At 51.6% G+C, this 18106-nt stretch carries 17 protein-coding genes; 13 read left to right on the top strand and 4 right to left on the bottom strand.

Features of this window, described 5'->3' with window-relative positions; genetic code table 11:
* Positions 1-38 precede the first annotated feature (38 nt).
* Complete coding sequence (locus QQK89_RS22965; protein WP_284241016.1) at positions 39-1652, top strand: ABC transporter substrate-binding protein; 1614 nt, start codon at positions 39-41, stop codon at positions 1650-1652.
* On the opposite strand, the gene QQK89_RS22960 is transcribed toward QQK89_RS22965, so the two are convergent.
* Complete coding sequence (locus QQK89_RS22960; RefSeq protein ID WP_284241015.1) at positions 1649-2425, bottom strand: exodeoxyribonuclease III; 777 nt, start codon at positions 2423-2425, stop codon at positions 1649-1651. The two genes, QQK89_RS22965 and QQK89_RS22960, sit on opposite strands and share 4 nt — an antisense overlap.
* A gap of 152 nt (positions 2426-2577) precedes the next feature.
* Between QQK89_RS22960 and hisA the strand changes: the two genes are divergently transcribed.
* The gene (gene hisA / locus QQK89_RS22955) at positions 2578-3336 is read left to right on the top strand and encodes a phosphoribosylformimino-5-aminoimidazole carboxamide ribotide isomerase (RefSeq protein ID WP_284241014.1); all 759 of its coding nucleotides are present in this window, start codon (positions 2578-2580) and stop codon (positions 3334-3336) included.
* A gap of 177 nt (positions 3337-3513) precedes the next feature.
* On the opposite strand, the gene QQK89_RS22950 is transcribed toward hisA, so the two are convergent.
* Positions 3514-4392 carry a DMT family transporter gene (locus QQK89_RS22950; RefSeq protein WP_284241013.1) on the bottom strand — a complete coding sequence of 293 codons (879 nt, stop codon included), beginning with the start codon at positions 4390-4392 and terminating at the stop codon, positions 3514-3516.
* Positions 4393-4709: 317 nt separating this feature from the next.
* Here QQK89_RS22950 and QQK89_RS22945 point away from each other — a divergent pair, with 317 nt between their 5' ends.
* Positions 4710-5486 (top strand): ABC transporter ATP-binding protein, encoded by a 777-nt coding sequence (locus QQK89_RS22945; RefSeq protein ID WP_284241012.1) that lies wholly within the window; start codon positions 4710-4712, stop codon positions 5484-5486.
* A 454-nt stretch (positions 5487-5940) separates the two neighbouring features.
* Positions 5941-6681, top strand: coding sequence for an ABC transporter permease (locus tag QQK89_RS22940; RefSeq protein ID WP_284241202.1), 741 nt, complete (start codon positions 5941-5943; stop codon positions 6679-6681).
* Here QQK89_RS22940 and QQK89_RS22935 read toward each other — a convergent pair.
* Entirely contained in the window at positions 6669-7484 is an 816-nt protein-coding gene (locus QQK89_RS22935) for a 3'-5' exonuclease (protein WP_284241011.1), read from the bottom strand. The genes QQK89_RS22940 and QQK89_RS22935 overlap by 13 nt on opposite strands.
* A gap of 114 nt (positions 7485-7598) precedes the next feature.
* On the opposite strand from QQK89_RS22935, the gene QQK89_RS22930 reads away from it, so the two are divergent.
* The 4 genes from QQK89_RS22930 to QQK89_RS22915 all read left to right on the top strand — a co-directional run bounded on the left by QQK89_RS22930 (position 7599) and on the right by QQK89_RS22915 (position 10810).
* Positions 7599-8189, top strand: a complete 591-nt coding sequence (locus tag QQK89_RS22930) for a TetR/AcrR family transcriptional regulator (RefSeq protein ID WP_284241010.1) — start codon at positions 7599-7601, stop codon at positions 8187-8189.
* Between the two features lie 264 nt (positions 8190-8453).
* Positions 8454-9485 (top strand): aliphatic sulfonate ABC transporter substrate-binding protein, encoded by a 1032-nt coding sequence (locus QQK89_RS22925; RefSeq protein WP_284241009.1) that lies wholly within the window; start codon positions 8454-8456, stop codon positions 9483-9485.
* A gap of 28 nt (positions 9486-9513) precedes the next feature.
* Positions 9514-10443 carry a TauD/TfdA dioxygenase family protein gene (locus QQK89_RS22920; RefSeq protein WP_284241201.1) on the top strand — a complete coding sequence of 310 codons (930 nt, stop codon included), beginning with the start codon at positions 9514-9516 and terminating at the stop codon, positions 10441-10443.
* Between the two features lie 58 nt (positions 10444-10501).
* Positions 10502-10810 carry a Dabb family protein gene (locus QQK89_RS22915; RefSeq protein WP_284241008.1) on the top strand — a complete coding sequence of 103 codons (309 nt, stop codon included), beginning with the start codon at positions 10502-10504 and terminating at the stop codon, positions 10808-10810.
* 67 nt (positions 10811-10877) lie between these two features.
* Here the strand turns inward: QQK89_RS22915 and QQK89_RS22910 are convergent, their stop codons facing one another.
* The gene (locus QQK89_RS22910) at positions 10878-11099 is read right to left on the bottom strand and encodes a DUF2642 domain-containing protein (protein WP_284241007.1); all 222 of its coding nucleotides are present in this window, start codon (positions 11097-11099) and stop codon (positions 10878-10880) included.
* A gap of 182 nt (positions 11100-11281) precedes the next feature.
* On the opposite strand from QQK89_RS22910, the gene QQK89_RS22905 reads away from it, so the two are divergent.
* The 5 genes from QQK89_RS22905 (at position 11282) to QQK89_RS22885 (ending at position 18029) form a co-directional block, all read left to right on the top strand.
* Positions 11282-11950, top strand: a complete 669-nt coding sequence (locus QQK89_RS22905) for a bifunctional 2-keto-4-hydroxyglutarate aldolase/2-keto-3-deoxy-6-phosphogluconate aldolase (protein ID WP_284241006.1) — start codon at positions 11282-11284, stop codon at positions 11948-11950.
* Between the two features lie 185 nt (positions 11951-12135).
* Entirely contained in the window at positions 12136-13521 is a 1386-nt protein-coding gene (fumC, locus tag QQK89_RS22900) for a class II fumarate hydratase (RefSeq protein ID WP_284241005.1), read from the top strand.
* A gap of 278 nt (positions 13522-13799) precedes the next feature.
* On the top strand, positions 13800-15734 hold the full coding sequence (locus QQK89_RS22895) for an ABC-F family ATP-binding cassette domain-containing protein (protein ID WP_284241004.1): 1935 nt from the start codon (positions 13800-13802) through the stop codon (positions 15732-15734).
* Positions 15735-15764: 30 nt separating this feature from the next.
* Positions 15765-16394: a fumarylacetoacetate hydrolase family protein gene (locus tag QQK89_RS22890; RefSeq protein WP_284241003.1), complete on the top strand. Its 630-nt coding sequence runs from the start codon at positions 15765-15767 to the stop codon at positions 16392-16394.
* 129 nt (positions 16395-16523) lie between these two features.
* Positions 16524-18029, top strand: coding sequence for an MDR family MFS transporter (locus QQK89_RS22885; protein ID WP_284241002.1), 1506 nt, complete (start codon positions 16524-16526; stop codon positions 18027-18029).
* The last annotated feature ends 77 nt before the right edge of the window (positions 18030-18106 follow it).

The following is an 18106-nucleotide window of genomic DNA, read 5'->3' as shown; positions in this document are numbered from 1 at the left end:
CACTAAGGGGACTGGTTTAATAGAGGAGGAATGCAGCTATGCTTGCCCGCAATCGTATACGCAGTATATGGCTAACGCTTCTTGCAGGTTTGTTGATCACTATGGCAGCTTGCGGCAAGGCGGATCTGTCGACAAGTACAGCAACCTCTGCCAAGACGGTTACGATCGGAGTAACGTATTCCCCTAACGAATTAACGCCATTGTCGCCCGTTGGGCAAGTGTCTTCCTATATTTCAGGTTTAATGTATTTGCCGCTAGTTGAACTCGATGATAATTTGACGTTTAAGCCTATGCTGGCGGATTCAATAACAACGACAGATCACAGAGTGTTTACGATTAAGCTGAATGCGGGAGCGACATGGAGCGACGGCAGTCCGGTTACGGCAGACGATGTTATGTTCACCCTGAAGTTAATGGCGAATAAGGCTATTGCATCTTCTTATGCGTATATGTTTGCCATCATCGAAGGAACCGATTCGAATGGCTACCTGCCAAGCGGGGTGACGGACATTGCGGGCGTTCAGAAGGTGGATGCCCAGACGTTGACGATTAAGACCAAAGCGCCCACAACCTTGACGATCATGCAGGATACGATAGGACGGAACTTGCTGACGCTTCCGAAGAAAGCGCTGGAGAATGAACCTTTAGAACAGATTAAGAACGGTGATTTTGTGCAAAAATCTGCCGTGATCAGCGGTCCGTACCATTTGGATAACTATGAGGACAATCAGGTTGTGCAGATGAAGGCAAACCCGGATTTTTTCAAAGGAACGCCAAAAATCAACCGGATAAACTTCAAAGTTCTGCGGGGCGAGGAGCTGGCAAGCCAGCTTGAAAGCGGGGACGTGGATCTCAATATTCCTTCCTTCGGGGTTATTCCGGCCCAAGATTACAGTAAGATCAGATCGCTCGGTGACGTGACAACGACGGATGAACCTTCCGTTACGACGCAATTCATGTACATCAATGAACAGGTATTTCCGGAGGCGAGACAGAGACAAGCGATCTCTTACGCCATCAACCGGGAAATGATTGTGAACGATTTGCTTCAGGGAGCGGGAGAGCCGGTGGACGGCTTTTTCACCAGTTATAGTCCTTATTTGGATCCATCGGTTAAGCAGGCGAACTATGATCCAGGCAAAGCAAAAAGCCTGCTCGCAGAGTCAGGCTGGCCATCCGATAAGGAGTTGACGTTATCCGTCTTGTCTGGCGATAACACATTGGAGCAGGCCGTTCGCCTCGTTGCGGATCAATTGAATGCCGTTGGCATCAAGGCTCATATCGAGATGGTCGATCTGGCTTCCTTGATTGATAAGATTGCTGACCACAACTATGATCTTGGCATCATGACCGTCTCGATGTCGCTCGTAAATCCGCTGCCGGACGTGGCTTACTTTTTGCAGGAGGGTAACCCGAACGGTTACCACAATCCCGAAGTGGACAAGCTGCTGTCATCGCTCAAATCCGAGACGGAGGAAGCAACCATTAAGCAGTCCTATAGCAGGTTGCAGCAGATCATAGCGGAAGAAGTGCCGATGTTGTCCATCTACGCGACGCGTCCTCTTGGCGTTGTGAGCCATCAATTAACCGGCGTTACGCCAAAAGATTACGGCATGTTCATAGGAGTGGAACGTTGGGACAGAAAGCCTTAGGCTTCCTGTCCTTTTGTCATATCCAGCGTTAATACGACCGGACAATGATCGCTTCCGAGCACAAGGGAATCAATCCCGGCCTCCACGATCGAAGGCGCAAGACTTGCGGATGCGAGGAAATAGTCGATGCGCCAGCCGATATTCCGTTCCCTGATTTTTGGCATAAAGGACCACCAGCTATAGGCATCCGTCCGGTCTGGATACAAGTAGCGGAACGAATCGACGAATCCGGCATCCAAGAGGCGGGTCATTTTCTCCCGTTCTTCGTCGGTGAAGCCGGAGTTGCCGCGGTTCGACTTGGCATTTTTGAGATCGATCTCCTGATGGGCAACGTTCAAGTCTCCGCATACGATAACGGGCTTCTGCTCGCCGAGCTTCGTAAGGTAACTTCTAAACATCTCTTCCCAAGCGAGCCGGAAATCCAGCCTCGATAGATCGCGTCTAGCATTTGGGGTATATACCGTAATCAGATAGAAATCTTCGTATTCGAGCGTGATGACGCGTCCTTCGTTGTCTTCGTCTTCTTCTCCCAGGCCCCGACTTACCGAAAGAGGTTTATGCTTCGTAAAAATAGCCGTGCCGGAGTACCCTTTTTTCTCCGCATAATGCCAGAATTGATGATAGTGCTCGCCAAGCTCCATATGGATTTGTCCTTCTTGCAACTTGGTCTCCTGCAGACAGAAGAAGTCGGCATCCATCTCGTTGAAATAGTTCATAAATCCTTTATTCACGCAAGCCCGAAGGCCGTTCACATTCCACGATACAAACTTCATGTACGTAAATCTCCTTTTCTATGACGCTATTCTACTAGTGTAACACAGGAAATCGCGCACGAAGTCGTTAAAAATTTGGCTGCTCGGCATACGTCCCGCGAATGATTCTGCTACAATAAAGGGACTTATGATGATGAGAAAGAGGAGATCCCATGAAATTCAGACCGTGTATCGACCTGCATAGCGGGAAAGTGAAGCAAATCGTTGGCGAGACGCTTGATGCCAATCCGAATCGCGTCGTTGAAAATTTTGTGTCCGAGCATGATTCGGCCTATTATGCATCCATGTTCAAACGGGACAAGCTGACAGGCGGCCATGTCATTATGCTGGGCGGAGGCAATGAAGAGGCGGCGTTATCCGCTTTGCGCGAATATCCGGCCGGCCTGCAGATTGGCGGAGGAATTACGGCGGACAATGCGGCCCAATACCTCGAAGCTGGCGCATCGCAGGTGATTGTAACGTCGTATATTTTCCGCGACGGCGAGCTGAATTGGGATAACCTGAACCGGATTGTCTCCGAAGTGGGCAAAGACAAGCTTGTTATTGACCTTAGCTGCAAGCAAAAAGACGCCAGCTGGTATGTCGTAACGAACCAGTGGCGGACGTTCAGTACCTTCCAAGTGAACGAAGCAAACTTGCGTGAGCTGGAATCGTACTGCAGCGAGTTTCTTGTACATGCGGTTGATGTAGAGGGGAAACGGACGGGCATTCTCGAAAGCCTGGTGAAGCAGCTAGCGGACTGGGTAACGATCCCAACGACGTACGCCGGCGGCGCGCGTTCACTCGAGGATCTCGAGTTGTTCCGCCGTCTGACGGATGGCAAGCTCGATATTACAATCGGCAGCGCGCTCGACATCTTTGGCGGCAACCTCTCCTACGATAAGGTTGTGGCTTACTGCTCCCGCGGTTAAGTGTCGTTGCTATTTGCCTAATAGAGGATAAGTGGAAAATGTATCTCCTGGAGAGCGTAGCGCCTGCCTTTGTCTTCCCTTTGCGACCTTGTAAACATCGTTCAGGCAAAGGGAAGGCAACAGCAGCGGAAGGAGATACATTTTTTGCGTTCCGAATATGGCAGAGTTAGTTCGACACTACTCTTTGCCGTGGCGCATAAACAGCCACACACCGAAGAGGATCACGATGCCAGCGCCAAGCTGCCAGCCGGTGAGCGCTTCCTTAAGCAGCGCCCACGCCAAGAGCGACGCGATAACCGGCTCGCCGAGTACGGACATGGAAACGGCGGTTGCATTCATGTACTTGAGCAGCCAGTTAAACAAGTAATGGCCAAACAATGTTGGCACGATAGCGAGCAGCAGGAAGATGCCCCACTCATGCGAGCTGTAGCCCGTGAACTTATAGCCTTGAATGAGGTTATAGATCGCGAGCGTGGTTGCGGCGATAAAAAACACGATGAAATTATAAGCAAACGCGCTTGTGTTGCTCCGCAGCTGTTTGCCGATGAGCATGTGGACGGCAACCGCAATGGTGCCGAGAATGGACAAGACATCGCCATATAGGGCTTCTTGTGACAAGGCAAGATCGCTAGAACCGATAATTACCGTGCCGACCATGGCAATGCCCATGCCAAGCAGCATGATTTTGTTCGCTTTGGTCTTGAAGATCAAGTAGGAGCCAAGCATGACAAGCACCGGCTCAAGCGCGAGAAAGATGGTCGAACTTGCGACCGTGGTGTACTTCAACGAAGACATCCAGAGCAGAAAGTGCAAGGCCAGCATAACACCGGAGCCGAGCAGCAGCAGGAGCTGGCGCGGCGTATGATACAACAGCTCTTGCTTGTATTTCCAAGCGAGCGGCAGCATGATCAGGATCGTAAGATAGAGGCGGTACATGCCGATAACCGAGGATTCGGCGTTTGACCATTTGATGAAGATGGATGAGAACGAGATGGCCACAATGCCAACGATGTAGAGGAGCTCGTAGGCGGAGAATGACTTGGATGCGCGATTCATGAATGATACTTCTCCCATGCAATAAGATAGAATGAAACCCAACATGTAATACTACTACAGCCGGGTTGCTCTAGCAATTTGTAACTGTTGGTTTTCTGAAATGCATGCTCAAAAAACAATTGACAGTCCTTTCCTTTCTCGCTATGATCAGTAACAACAGATACGGATTGACGGAAATGTCAGTCTGTCATACCAAGATCGAATCGACTGGACGAACCAGAGATTCAATGGACTGCCTTGTCAGGCTCCATTGGATCTTTTTTTATGTCTTAATTCCTACTATTCCAATGAGAAAAAGTTGAATGGAGGTGCCGGAGATGTCAACGGCATTATTGGAGATTGTTGATGTGAGCAAAACGTTCCATAGTTCTAACGAAGCGGTTCCCGTGCTGGACCGGCTGAAGCTGACCGTGAACCAAGGGGAGATTGTCTCGATTATTGGGCCCAGCGGCTGCGGGAAAAGCACGCTGCTCAAGATTGTAGCGGGGCTGGATGTCGATATTGAAGGCCGCGTTCTCCTGGAAGGGGAGCTGGTAAAGAAACCTTCGCAGGAAAAGGGATTTATTTTTCAAGAGCATCGGTTATTCCCTTGGCTTACGGTGGAGCGGAACATTGCGGCCGATCTTTCCCTCCGGAATCCCGACGTCCGTCAAAAAGTAAACGAATTGATCAAGCTCGTTAAGCTGCAAGGCTTCGAACAAGCGTATCCGAAGCAGCTATCCGGAGGCATGTCCCAAAGGGTGGCTATTGCCAGAGCGTTGCTTCGCAACCCGAAGGTACTCTTGCTCGACGAGCCGTTTGGCGCGCTTGATGCTTTCACCCGCAGCCATATGCAAGAGGCGTTGCTTGATATTTGGCGGGATAACCGCACGACGATGCTGTTCGTCACCCATGATATCGACGAAGCCGTCTTCTTGTCTCACCGGGTCATCGTGCTGGACGCCCGTCCCGGCCGGATCAAATCTATTGTCCCAATCGACCTGCCGTTCCCTCGCAAAAGAACGGGTTCGGCTTTCCAGGATCTCCGCACCCTAATCCTTCGCGCCTTAGAACACGAGGAACCAGAAAACGGATCTACCAATTACACCATCTAAAGGCCGTCGGCCAGAAGGGTTTTTCGGTCAGCGGAGGTTGTTCGGTATGAGTTGAGACTTTGCGTGTTTGAACCGGTAAGCGGAGGTGGTTTATTGAGTGATTTTGATGGCGACCAGCGGAGGTTGTTTCGGTTGAGTGTGACTTTTGCGCGTTTGTTTCAACCGATAACCATTTAATCAAGAAACTAACCGCAAGGAACAATCGGCCGAAATCAACCGCAGCGTTGAGATACCCCAAAAGTCACTCAATAAAATATCCGCAGCTAAGCAACAAACCGCAAGGAACAATCGGCCGAACAACCGGAGCATTAACCGGAGCGAAGAAAGGAAGATAAACATGTCCAATCCAACGACGGAAGCTTTAACGGGAGTCGCTAATCCTCCTGTGGCTAAACCAACGGCTGCCGTTCATGCAGCCAGGGCAAAAGGAGACTTCAAAGGCAGGAAACTGCTGATGGGCAGCCTGCTGCCTCTGATCATCTTGGGAGGCTGGCAATATGTCAGCGGCACGGGGATCGTGGATCCGATGCTGTTCCCGGCTCCTTCGTCCATTGCGAGAGAGTTTTACAATATGATTGTCTCGGGCGAGCTATTCCGCCATCTGGAGATTAGTGTGCTTCGGGCATTGCTGGGTTTTCTGCTTGGGGGCAGCCTGGGACTGCTGTTTGGTCTGGCGGTGGGCATGTTCAACCGAGTAGAGGAGATCGTCGATCCAACGGTTCAGATGATTCGTACGGTACCGCTGCTTGCGATTACGCCGCTGTTTATTTTGTGGTTCGGATTTGGGGAGACGTCGAAAATATTGCTCATTGCGTTAGGCGCGTTTTTCCCGCTGTACGTGAATACGTTTCTTGGCGTGAGGAATGTGGACTCGAAGCTGTTTGACGTGGCAAGGGTATTGGAGTTCAAACGGGTGAACCAGATGTGGCGGCTTGTCCTTCCGGCCGCGATGCCTAACGTGTTGCTTGGACTTCGCCTCTCGATCAGTATCGCGTGGCTCGTATTGGTCGTGGCAGAATTGATGGGCGCCGAACGGGGCATCGGTTATTTGATCCAGGATGCCCGGTCGTTCATGCGCACCGAGGTGGTGTTTATCGGTATTATCCTCTTTGCTGCCGTCGGCAAGCTGACCGACTCGCTCGTGCGCGTGCTGGAGCGTCGCTTGCTCAAATGGCGCGACAGCTACAAGGGTTGATTGTCCGCCTCGCTCTGCGGAGGAGTCTCGAGCGGAGTTGTTCGCGGCGGCAGCTTGGCGGCTTCCGCTTCGAAATATTCCTTCAGCTCCGCTTCCTTGCGCGGGTCGGTTAAGGCAATTTTTCCTTCGAGATGTTTGCTCACCAGCAGTTCCCAGGTAGGAGCAGCTTTCTGCGTGCGCATGGCGCGAACGGCATTTTTGACCATCCGGCGTTCCTTGGCGTTCGTATAGAGATCCTTGTACTTCTGCTTGTAAGTATCCAAATCAAGGTGCTCGAACACCGAGCGGAATACGTCCGCCGTCATGATGGCATCGTCCAGCGCCCGGTGGGCATTGCCTTCGGAGACCAGATTTAGATCGGCTAATGCGTTTTCTACGCTGACGTCATTCGTCAAATTTTTATGGCGCAGATAACCTTTAAGAAGATCGAAATAGTCAATGGACAGCCAGAAAGCATCGTCCATCTTGTGCATCCGCGTATCGTAGACGATTCGTTTCAAATCTTCGCCGCCCCAGGTAAAGAGCATGAACGGCTCGCCGCCCCGGTTCAGCCACTCGATGAACTCGCTGATCACGCGCGGGAATCGCGGAGCTATATCAATGTCTTCTTGCGGAATCCCCGTCTTTTTCTTAATAAAGGAATTCAGCTTGGAGAAGTAGACCGGTTTGATTAAGGATGAAAAAATATCGGTTTGCTGCAGGCTCTCGTTCAGCCGTACAGCGCCAATCTCGATAACTTCCATCGGAAGGTCGCTTGCGAACTTGCGTCCGTTGAATTCGATGTCCAGAATAATATAATTCATTTATTTACCCCCGATTAATAACTCATGCTTATCCATTCTAACAGAAATGAGAAAGAAACAGGAATGCACGCATGAGAACCTTATGAGAGGCTCATGACAAAAGGAGCAGAGAGCATGGCTAGAAACGTCATCAAGGATCAAGAACAGAGGGAATTGCGCCGTAATCAGATCTTGTCGGCAGCTGCCACGGTGTTTGCCGTGCGCGGCGTGGCGGTTGCGAAAATATCCGATATCGCGGCAGAAGCGGGCTTGAGTTACGGCCATGTTTATAATTTTTTTGAATCCAAAGAGCAAATATTGCTTACCCTTGTCGTATCTTCGCAAGAAAGATATACGGAGCTGCTCTTGGAAGCGCGCGGATTGCAAGGAACAACCGTGGATAAGCTGAGATGGCTCATCTCGCAATATTTAATCAAAGGCAGGACTTCCACGCACTTTTGGGTTGTGCTGCAAGCGCAGGCGACCGAAGTATTAAGCGCGGAGGAGAAAGCTGTCATTCTTGACAAAGCGCTATACAACCGGGATCTGCTCGCGGATATTATTAGCGATGGGCAAGCGGAGGGTACGATCGTTGAAGGCGACTCCATTGAACTTGCAACGTTATTGCTGTCGTTGTTTCAAGGCACGTCCATTTGGGGTTACCGCGGCTTCGGCGAACCTTCCGATCAGGCTGTCGATAGGATGTTGCGGCTTGTAATTAGATAGTTAACTATACAGGTTGGAATAATCGGAAAATAATGGTTGACAGCAAAAATCGCAGCTGATAATATCAGAATCACCAAATGACAAATTGATTGATTTATCAGTTTGTTGAATGAAGAGATAAAAGAATCGACTGGTCTACCGGAGATTCGATCGCATAACGTTCCGCCTGGTCACGGGGGAGGTTATGGGTCGGATCTTTTTTTATTCTCTAATTCCGATTAAGTTGGTGTGTTAACTAGAAATTTAAACGGGGAGATGGAACTTATGAAAAGAAGCAAGTTGCGAACGCTCACGATCACGGCAATATCGGTCATCACGCTAGTTGCGGTGATGGCCGGCTGCGGCGGCAAGGAGTCGAAGGGGGCGAAAGGTTCCGATGCAGCAGCTAACGAAGGTGCGGCAGAGAGACCGCATGTGACGGTCAACGTTGCGATTAACGGCGGTTTAACGCCTCTCCTGCTAGCTAGGGAAAAGGGCTGGCTCGAGGAAGAATTCAAGACGGTAAACGCCGATGTCAAATGGAGCGAATTCCAGAGCGGTCCGCCGCTGCTCGAGTCGCTGGCATCCAAGCGCGTAGATCTGTCCTTCCTGGGGGATGGCGCTACGATCTCTGGGTTATCGGCCAACCTTCCGTTCGAAGTGATTGCCCTTCTAAGCGACGGCAAGCTGTCGAATTCGATTATTACCCCAAAAGACAAAGGCATCGCGAAGGTTGAAGATTTGAAAGGCAAGTCGGTTGCGGTGGCCAAAGGCACAACGGCACATGTATTCCTGCTGAAGGTGCTGGAGAAATACGGGCTAAGCGATAAGGACGTGAATCTTATTGCCCTGCAGCCGGAGGATGCGCTGCCAGCCTTTGAGACCGGCAAGGTAGACGCGTGGGTAACTTGGGATCCTTATACGACGAAGGAAACGGCATCGGGCAAAGCGACGGTTATTGCGGGTTCGAATGAGGGGATTGCAGCACCGGTATCGGCTATTGCCAGAACGGATTTTGCGAAGAGTAATCCGGAGCTTGTAACGGCGTTCCTGAAGGTATACAAGCAAGCGATCGATTGGCAGAACGCCAATACCGACGAAGCGGTGAAGATTTACTCCGACCTCAAAAAGATCGATGCAGGCGTGGTGAAAGCCCTGCTTGCCAGCTCTGCCCCAAGCCTTCGCGCTTATACCCAAGAAGAGTTGGATGCCCAGCAGAAGTCGGCGGAGCTCTTGCTCGGCAACGGCTTCATTAAGAATAAGATTAGCTTCCAGGATCACGTTGTAACTAGTTATCTTGAGAAGCTGTCCCAATAAACCATTTAAATTAGAAGGAGCGATTATGATGACTCAATTAACGGTAGACACATCTCGCCAATTCGATCTTTTTGCGAAACGCACGATTCAAGGAGGACCGCGTTACTTGCAGCGGCTGGCGGAAGGACTAGAAGACCGCACCTATACCTTGTTTACGCTAAAGCCGCTTGGACCGGTTATCGGGGCGGAGATTGAAGGCGTAGACCTCCGCGAGCAAGTATCTCCCGAGGTAAAGGCCGAGCTGCACCGTGCCTTGCTGGAGTGGAAGGCGTTATTTTTCCGCAACCAGGACATTACGAGCGAGCAACAACTGAACTTCGCTAAGCAATGGGGAGAGCTGGAGAATCATCCGTTCCTGCCAAAAGGCGCGGCGGCTGAAATTACCCGGTTCGAGAAGGATGCCAACATGAAGGGACAGGAGAATAACTGGCATTCGGATGTTAGCTGGCGTCTTGAGCCATCCCTTGGCGCTGTGCTCCGCTTGTCCGAAGTTCCGCCGCAAGGCGGAGATACGCTCTGGGCGGACATGGGCGCCGCTTACGATAACCTGCCTGAAGAGGTGAAGAGCCGAATTGACGGTTTGACGGCTATTCATGATTTTACGCCGACATTTGGCCGTAATATGCCGCCTGAGCTGCTCGCTCAGAAGCAAGCGGAATTCCCTGCAGCCGAGCATCCAATCGTACGCACGCATCCGGAGACGGGGCGCAAGACGTTGTTCGTTAATGCAGTATTTACGACGCGAGTCGTTGGATTAGATGAGGAAGAAGGAGAGAAGTTGCTCCAGTATCTGTTCCGCCAAGCGGAAATTCCGGAGTATCAAGTACGCTTCCGTTGGGAGAAAAACTCCATCGCCCTGTGGGATAACCGGGCAACCCAGCATTATGCTTCATCCGATTATTATCCGAACCGCCGCGTTGCTGAACGGATTTCGATTATTGGCGATCGTCCCTATTAATTATATACTTAGGGCAGGCCTTACCTGATCATAGCGTTCTAAAAAGGAGAGGAAGCACTTGCCTGCAGCAACATGGATTCAGCATTCCGTTATTTTTACGTTAAAACATGCCGATGGTTCAGAGCTTGAAAGCAAGTTTCTGGAGGACGGCAAAGCTATTCTTAGTTCTATACCGGTTGTTCAGCAGTTCCGGGTATTCCGTCAAGTTAGTCCGAAAAACGACTACAAATTCGGATTTTCGATGGAGTTTGCGGGCCAAGCGGCTTATGAGGCTTATAATGCTCATCCGCTGCACGCCGCTTTCGTAGCGGAGCGTTGGGAGAAGGAAGTAGAAGCCTTTCTCGAGATTGATTATACCGAAGTGTAAAACAATAGGAGGGTATCTCCCAAGTAGCCGATTGGCCGGCGGGAGATACCCTCTTTTTGCGATGGATTTATGCATCAAAAGAAAACGACGCGATGTTCATGACAAGCACGTATTTAGTCTGATTCAAATCGGTCGTCAAGGTGAGGTAAGTAGGATCAAAAGCCGTTAGATAACCCTGTACTTCGCCGGCGGCGGTCGATACGGTCATTAGCTGGCCCTTGTGACGGGTCATCAGGGAATAGAGGGTTGATCCGGGCGTAATGAGATGCGAGACGGATGGCGTTGTCATTAGAATCATTCCTTTCTAATTGGAAGGATTGACTATGTATATTATAAGTATCCGCTTACAAGTAAAAACGGAACCAGTTTTTTGCTAGGGTTGTCCGAATGTCAAATATAGGCCTATAATGGAGCGGGAATGTTCAATCTTTTAAAGTTTAATTCGCTTATGACTATGGGAGGTCATTATTCATGAAGAAGCTGAAAGTTCTTGGGCAATTAACGGAGGCGGGTGTCGTTGCGGTTCTGCGCGCGGATTCGCCGGAGGAAGTCGCCGAGATGGCGCGCCATGCCATTAAAGGCGGAATTAAAGCGATCGAAATTACGATGACAGTGCCGTTTGCGCTTCGCGCGATCGAGCAGCTGGCGAAAGAGTATTCGAGCTCGGTATCTCCTGATTCGGACAACTTCGCAATCATTGGCGTAGGTACGGTTCTTGATCCGGAGACGGCTCGCGCGGCAATTATGGCTGGTGCGGAATTTGTGGTAGCGCCTGCTTTTAACCCGGATACGATTAAGCTTTGCAACCGTTACGCGATTCCGGTTATGCCGGGAACGATGACGATTCATGAAATTCAAAGCGCGCTTGAGCTGGGCGTTGACGTAGTGAAGCTGTTCCCTGGCAACTTGTTCTCGCCAAGCATTATTCCGTCGATCAAAGGTCCGCTTCCGCAAGCGAACATTATGCCGACGGGCGGCGTATCGCTCTCCAATCTGAAGGATTGGATCAAAGCTGGCGCGGTGGCCGTGGGAATCGGTTCCGACCTGACGAAGGATGCGGTGGCAACGGGCGACTTCTCGCTGATCGAGCAAAAAGCAAACGCATATATGGAAGCCTATCGCGCGGCGAAAGGCCTGTAAGTTTAAGAAGCGTCCTGTGTGGGGGAGAAGGAGAATTCCCTTGCACAGGGCGTTTTGTGCGTGCCAGGCAAGGAATTATGCCGCCCCGGCATGGATATGAAACGGTAATCGTATTGAAATGACCGGGTGATTTTGTATAAAGTAGTACTATGTGCATGTAAACATGAAGGAGGCCGTTTAAGAGCATGGAATACCGGATTGAGAAAGATACAATGGGCGAGATCAAAGTAGCTGCGGACAGAATGTGGGGAGCTCAAACCCAGCGCAGCCTTCAGAACTTCAAAATCAGCGGCGAGAAAATGCCGATTCAAGTCGTATACGCGATGGCAATTATCAAGAAAGCTGCGGCTAACGCAAACCTGAAGCTGGGCAAGCTCGAGGCGGAGAAAGCCGGCGTAATCGGCGAAGCGGTTGACGAGATTGTGGCTGGAAAGTGGGACGAGCATTTCCCTCTTGTCGTATGGCAGACAGGCAGCGGCACGCAAACGAACATGAACGTGAACGAAGTGGTTGCTCACCGCGCGAACCAGCTGCTTGCCGAACGCGGCAGCGAAGCCCGCATTCACCCGAACGACGACGTAAACCGTTCCCAAAGCTCGAACGATACGTTCCCTGCAGCTCTTCACATCGCTGGCGTTATTGATGTAGAGGATAAGCTGATCCCGGCAATCGATGTGCTTGCGGGTACATTCGTTGAAAAAATGGAGAAGTTCGATAACATCGTGAAAATCGGCAGAACGCATCTGCAGGATGCTACGCCAATTACGCTAGGCCAAGAAATCAGCGGCTGGCATGCGATGCTCGAGAAAACGCGCGCGATGCTGATTCAAAGCATTGACACGATGCGCGAACTGGCGCTTGGCGGTACGGCGGTTGGTACAGGCCTTAACGCTCATCCGGACTTTGCGGTGAAAGTAGCGGAAGAAGTAACGGCTCTCACTGGCAAAACGTTCATTACGGCTCCAAATAAATTCCACTCGCTGACAAGCCATGACCAAATCGTGTACGCGCATGGCGCGGTCAAAGCGCTCGCGGCGGATTTGATGAAGATCGCCAACGACGTGCGTTGGCTCGCAAGCGGTCCTCGTTGCGGCATTGGCGAGATTACGATTCCGGAGAACGAGCCGGGCAGCTCGATCATGCCGGGTAAAGTTAACCCTACGCAAAGCGAAGCGTTGACGATGGCAGCTTGCCAAGTATTCGGCAACGACGCGACAATCGGTTTTGCGGCAAGCCAAGGCAACTTCGAGCTTAACGTGTTCAAGCCGGTTATTATCTACAACTTCCTGCAATCCGTTGCTCTGATGGCGGACGGCATGATTTCGTTCAACGACAACTGTGCGATCGGCATCGAGCCAAACGAAGCGGTAATCAAGCGCAACCTCGAGCAATCGCTTATGCTCGTAACGGCGCTGAACCCGTACATCGGTTACGAGAACGCGGCGGCAATCGCGAAAAACGCGCACAAACAAGGACTGACGCTGAAAGAATCCGCGATCGCAAGCGGTCTCCTCACTTCGGAACAGTTCGACGAATACGTGAAGCCGGAAGCAATGGTTGGCAAACATTAATAGATGAAGAGGCCCCGGGGGTTCCCGGGGCTTGTTTTTTTGTGCGGACCGTCGGCAGTTAGTTGGTCCTAACGATGCGCGGCATCGTTAAGAGGAGAGCAAAGTTGGCGAAATGAGCTGATTGGGCCATTGTCAGCATGAGGCGAAACCGGTGAGCATACTTGTTGCTCAGGCATTGCGCCCTTGGTGCCAGCAGACGGCGGAATATGGTATGATACGGATGGCAGCTGCCGCAAGCGGGCAGGTGCACTTTTGGATGTAAAGTAGGGTACCTTCTTATGCATTTATTATCGGTTGAACATATAACAAAAAGCTATGGCGAGAAAATGCTGTTCGAGGACGTGACCTTTGGCGTCGAAGACGGCGATAAGATTGGCATTATCGGCGTAAACGGAACGGGGAAGTCGACGTTCCTGAAGGTCATCGCAGGATTTGAGCCTGCCGATTCCGGCAGCGTCTCGATTGGCAACCGCGTCGTTGTCCGGATGCTCGCGCAGGACCCGGCCTTCGCGCCCGGCGAGACGGCGCTCGAGCATGTGCTTGGCGGCGATTCGCCTCAGCTTCGTGCCGTGCGCGAATACGCGGCGGCCCTGGAAGCGCTTGAGCTGAAGCCAAGCGACGAGTCGCTGCAGGAGCGGCTGATCAAAGCGAATCAGAAGATGGACGAGTTTGACGCATGGACGCTGGAAAGCGAAGCAAAGACGGCGCTTGGCCGGCTTGGCATTCAGAACTTCAATGATAAGGTGGAGACATTCTCAGGCGGACAGCGGAAGCGCGTGGCGATGGCCGCGGCGCTGCTCCAGCCTTCGGATATTCTTATCCTGGACGAGCCTACCAACCATATTGATAACGAGTCCGTCGCATGGCTGGAAAGCATGCTGCAGAAGCGCAAAGGCGCTTTGCTTATGATTACCCATGATCGTTACTTCCTAGACCGGGTGAGCAACCGCGTTATTGAGCTGGATAAAGGCCGCGCGTTTTTCTATCAGGCGAACTACAGCCGCTTCCTTGAGCTGAAGGTGGAGCGCGAGGAGCGGGAAGCCGCCTCCGAGGACAAGCGCCAGAATCTGCTGCGCAATGAGCTGGCCTGGATTCGGCGCGGAGCGAAAGCCCGGACGACCAAGCAGAAAGCACGGATTGATCGGTTCGAAACTCTCAAGGCGCAAGCGCCTAAACAAGCGGGCGGCAAGATGGACGTATCTGTTGCATCAACGCGATTGGGCAAAAAGATCGTAGAAATCGAGTCGGTTGGCAAAAAGTTCGGCGACCGCACGCTGATCCGCGATTTCAGCTATATCGCCGTGCCGGAAGACCGCGTCGGCATCGTTGGCCGAAACGGCGAAGGCAAATCTACTTTGCTGAAGCTGATTGCGGACAAGCTGCAGCCAGACGAAGGCAAGATCGAGCGTGGCCTAACGGTTAAGCTGGGCTGGTTCTCTCAGGAGCATGAAGAGATGGACGAATCGCTTCGCGTCATTGAGTATATTCGCGAAGGGGCGGAGCAGGTGAAGACGGCTGACGGCACCACGATCTCCGCGGGCCAAATGCTGGAGCGGTTTCTGTTCCCGCCTGCAATGCAGTGGTCGATTATCGGCAAGTTGTCCGGCGGCGAGAAGCGGCGTCTTCAATTGCTGCGCGTCTTGATGAATGCGCCAAACGTGCTGCTGCTCGACGAGCCTACTAATGATCTGGACATCGCGACACTATCGGTGCTCGAGGACTATCTCGACGACTTCCCTGGCGTTGTTTTTGTAGTCTCCCATGATCGGTATTTCCTTGACCGTACGGTAGACAAAATCTTAGCGTTTGAAGGCAACGGCGTGATCACGCAGCATGTCGGCAACTACACCGAATACCAGGAGTACGTTGAGAAGTTTGGCGTCGCTTCGAATTCGGCAGGAACTGCTACCGGAAACGGCAAGCCTGCTCAGGCGGCCGTGAAGCCGGCAGCGGATTCTCCAGCGGCAGTGGAACGTTTGCGCATGTCTTACAAGGATCAGAAGGATTACGAGCAGATTGACGGCTGGATCGAGAAAGCGGAAGCGCAGCTGGCTGCCGTTACGGAGAAGATGAATAACGCCGGCAGCGATTCTGCTCTATTGCAGCAATTAGTTGATGAGCAGCAGCAATTGGAGACAAAGCTCGAGGAGCTAATGGACCGTTGGGCGGAATTAAATGAACTGGCCGAGAAGATCGCGGCGCAGAAAAAATAGGATAAGCTAATGCTCAAAGGAGGACTACACATGGCAAACGATATTCGCAACATTTATTGCATCGGCCGGAATTACCGGCTGCATGCGCTTGAACTTGGCAACGAGGTACCGGAGGAGCCGCTAGTCTTCACGAAACCTTCTCATGCGGTAGTCCCGATGAACGGTAACGCAGTGGAAATTCCGGGCGGACGCGGGGAAGTGCATTTCGAGCTGGAGCTGGTGCTTCGTATCGCTCGACCGCTGGAACCGGGTATGTCGCCGGATGAGATTATCGATGGCTTGGCACTTGGGCTTGACCTGACGCTGCGCGACGTGCAAAGCAAGCTGAAGGCCAAAGGCCAGCCTTGGCTTGATGCCAAAGGCTTCAAGGCTTCCGCGCCAATTGGCGAGTGGATGGCTTATCCTGGCGAGGAAGGGCTGAAAGCTTTTGATTTTGCCCTGATTCGCAATGGCGAGCAAGCGCAGCTTGGCAACTCGCGGGATATGTTGTTTAGCATTTCCGAGTTGGTGCGCCATATAGACTCGCGTTACGGACTTGGCGCCGGCGACATCATCTTTACCGGTACGCCTGCAGGCGTAGCGGCGCTGCATGACGGCGATGTGCTTGAGGCATTGTGGAACGGTGAACGAGCAGCAAGCTGCACGGTGAAATTGGTTTAATCTCATAGTAAGTTTGAATTTAGGCTGCCGACGTAACGTCGACAGTCTTTTTTTGCCTCTGAAGTTTAAATTAAGTTTAAATTCGCCGGTTATGATGTTCACAGATGAACGAAATAGAGAGGTGTTAATGTGAAAGCGAAAGAAAATAGCAAGACGCTTATTCTGATCGGGCTGCTGCTTGGTCTTATATTTGCCGAAATGGATGAGACTGTGGTCTCAACGGCGATGCCGACCATTATTCGAGAATTGCACGGGTTATCCCTGTACGGCTGGGTAGCCGGCGTATATATGCTGGCGATGACGGTAGCCATGCCTATTCTAGGCAGACTTGCGGACGTGTTTGGCAGGAAAAAAATATATATGAGCTGCATGGCCCTGTTCTGTCTAGGTTCCATCGTGTGCGGCTCCGCTGATTCCATGGCCCAGCTGCTTATTGGCCGAGGTATTCAAGGGATCGGCGCCGGCGGGTTGATGCCGATTGCGCTTGTTATTATTGGGGAGTCGTTCCCGCTTGAACAACGCGCGAAAGTGCAAAGTCTCATTGGTCCGCTTATGATATTGCCGCAGCTGATTGGCCCAACCATCGGCGGTTATTTTGTCGGCAATCTGAATTGGCATTGGTTGTTCCTGATTAATATTCCTGTAGCTGTCATTGCGGTTGCCTTCTTGTTCAAAGGACTACACGAGTCCAGAGGAGAAGAGAAGCATACCATTGACTGGGCCGGTGCGGGCACGCTTGTTGCGGCATTGCTGTCCTTCCTGATCGCACCTGTATTAATTGATAATCAAGGATTAAGCTGGTCGTCCCCGCTTATTATTGGCCTGCTCGCGTTATCCGCTTTGCTAATCGTATTGTTTATAAGGATCGAGTCCAGAGCTAAGGAGCCTATCATTCCGCTCCACTTGTTCCGCAACCGAAATGTCGTTGTATTGTCGCTTCTCGTCTTTACGTTAATGCTGGGACTGATGGGCGGTATCGCAACGTTCCCGTTTTTCGCGCAAAACGTAATGGGACTAACGCCAACGCAGGCCGGTTATCTGATGTTCGCGTTTATGGCCGGAGCTATTCCGTCCAGTATCGTTAACGGGTTCCTGATTACCCGGGTAGCTTACCGTAACTTGTTTATTACTTGCTTTGTATTGCCGCTAGTAGGGATCTTTATGCTCACGCAGCTTGCCGTAGGCACAACTCCTCTGTTTGTTATTATTGCCTTCTTCGTAATGGGATTAGGCATCGGGGCGTTGTTTGGCGGAGATAATCTGATCGTGCAGGAGTCGGTACAGAAGGAACATAGCGGGGTAGCGCTAGGTACGGTTCAACTGTTCCAATCGCTTGGAGCTACGGTTGGTCTCAGCGTATTCGGCAGCGTTCTTGCCAAGAGCATCAAAGACGGCATTAATGGCTTATCGAGCGGAATGGATCCGGCGACCGTCGATTCGATTAAAACGGGCGGCATTCCAACCGGCTTGCCATCCGATCTCGTGCTGAAGATTCAGACGGTATTTGCGAATTCTTTTGACCACATCTTTGTAATTGCTCTCGGATTTGCCATCGTATCCTTCGTAATTACCTGGTTCTTGAAGAAGGAAGTGCTCACGAAGCGCGAGGAGAATGAAGTTGACGCGGCCGCATAGGCTAGCATAATAGATGACATGAAAACACCCCTGCTAAAGGCCAAACGGTTGGCTTAAGCGGGGGTGTTTGTGCTTGA

The sequence above is a fragment of the Paenibacillus glycanilyticus genome, assembly GCF_030161375.1.
Lineage (GTDB): Bacteria > Bacillota > Bacilli > Paenibacillales > Paenibacillaceae > Pristimantibacillus > Pristimantibacillus glycanilyticus_B.
This window is presented reverse-complemented; position numbering and strand designations above follow the sequence as displayed.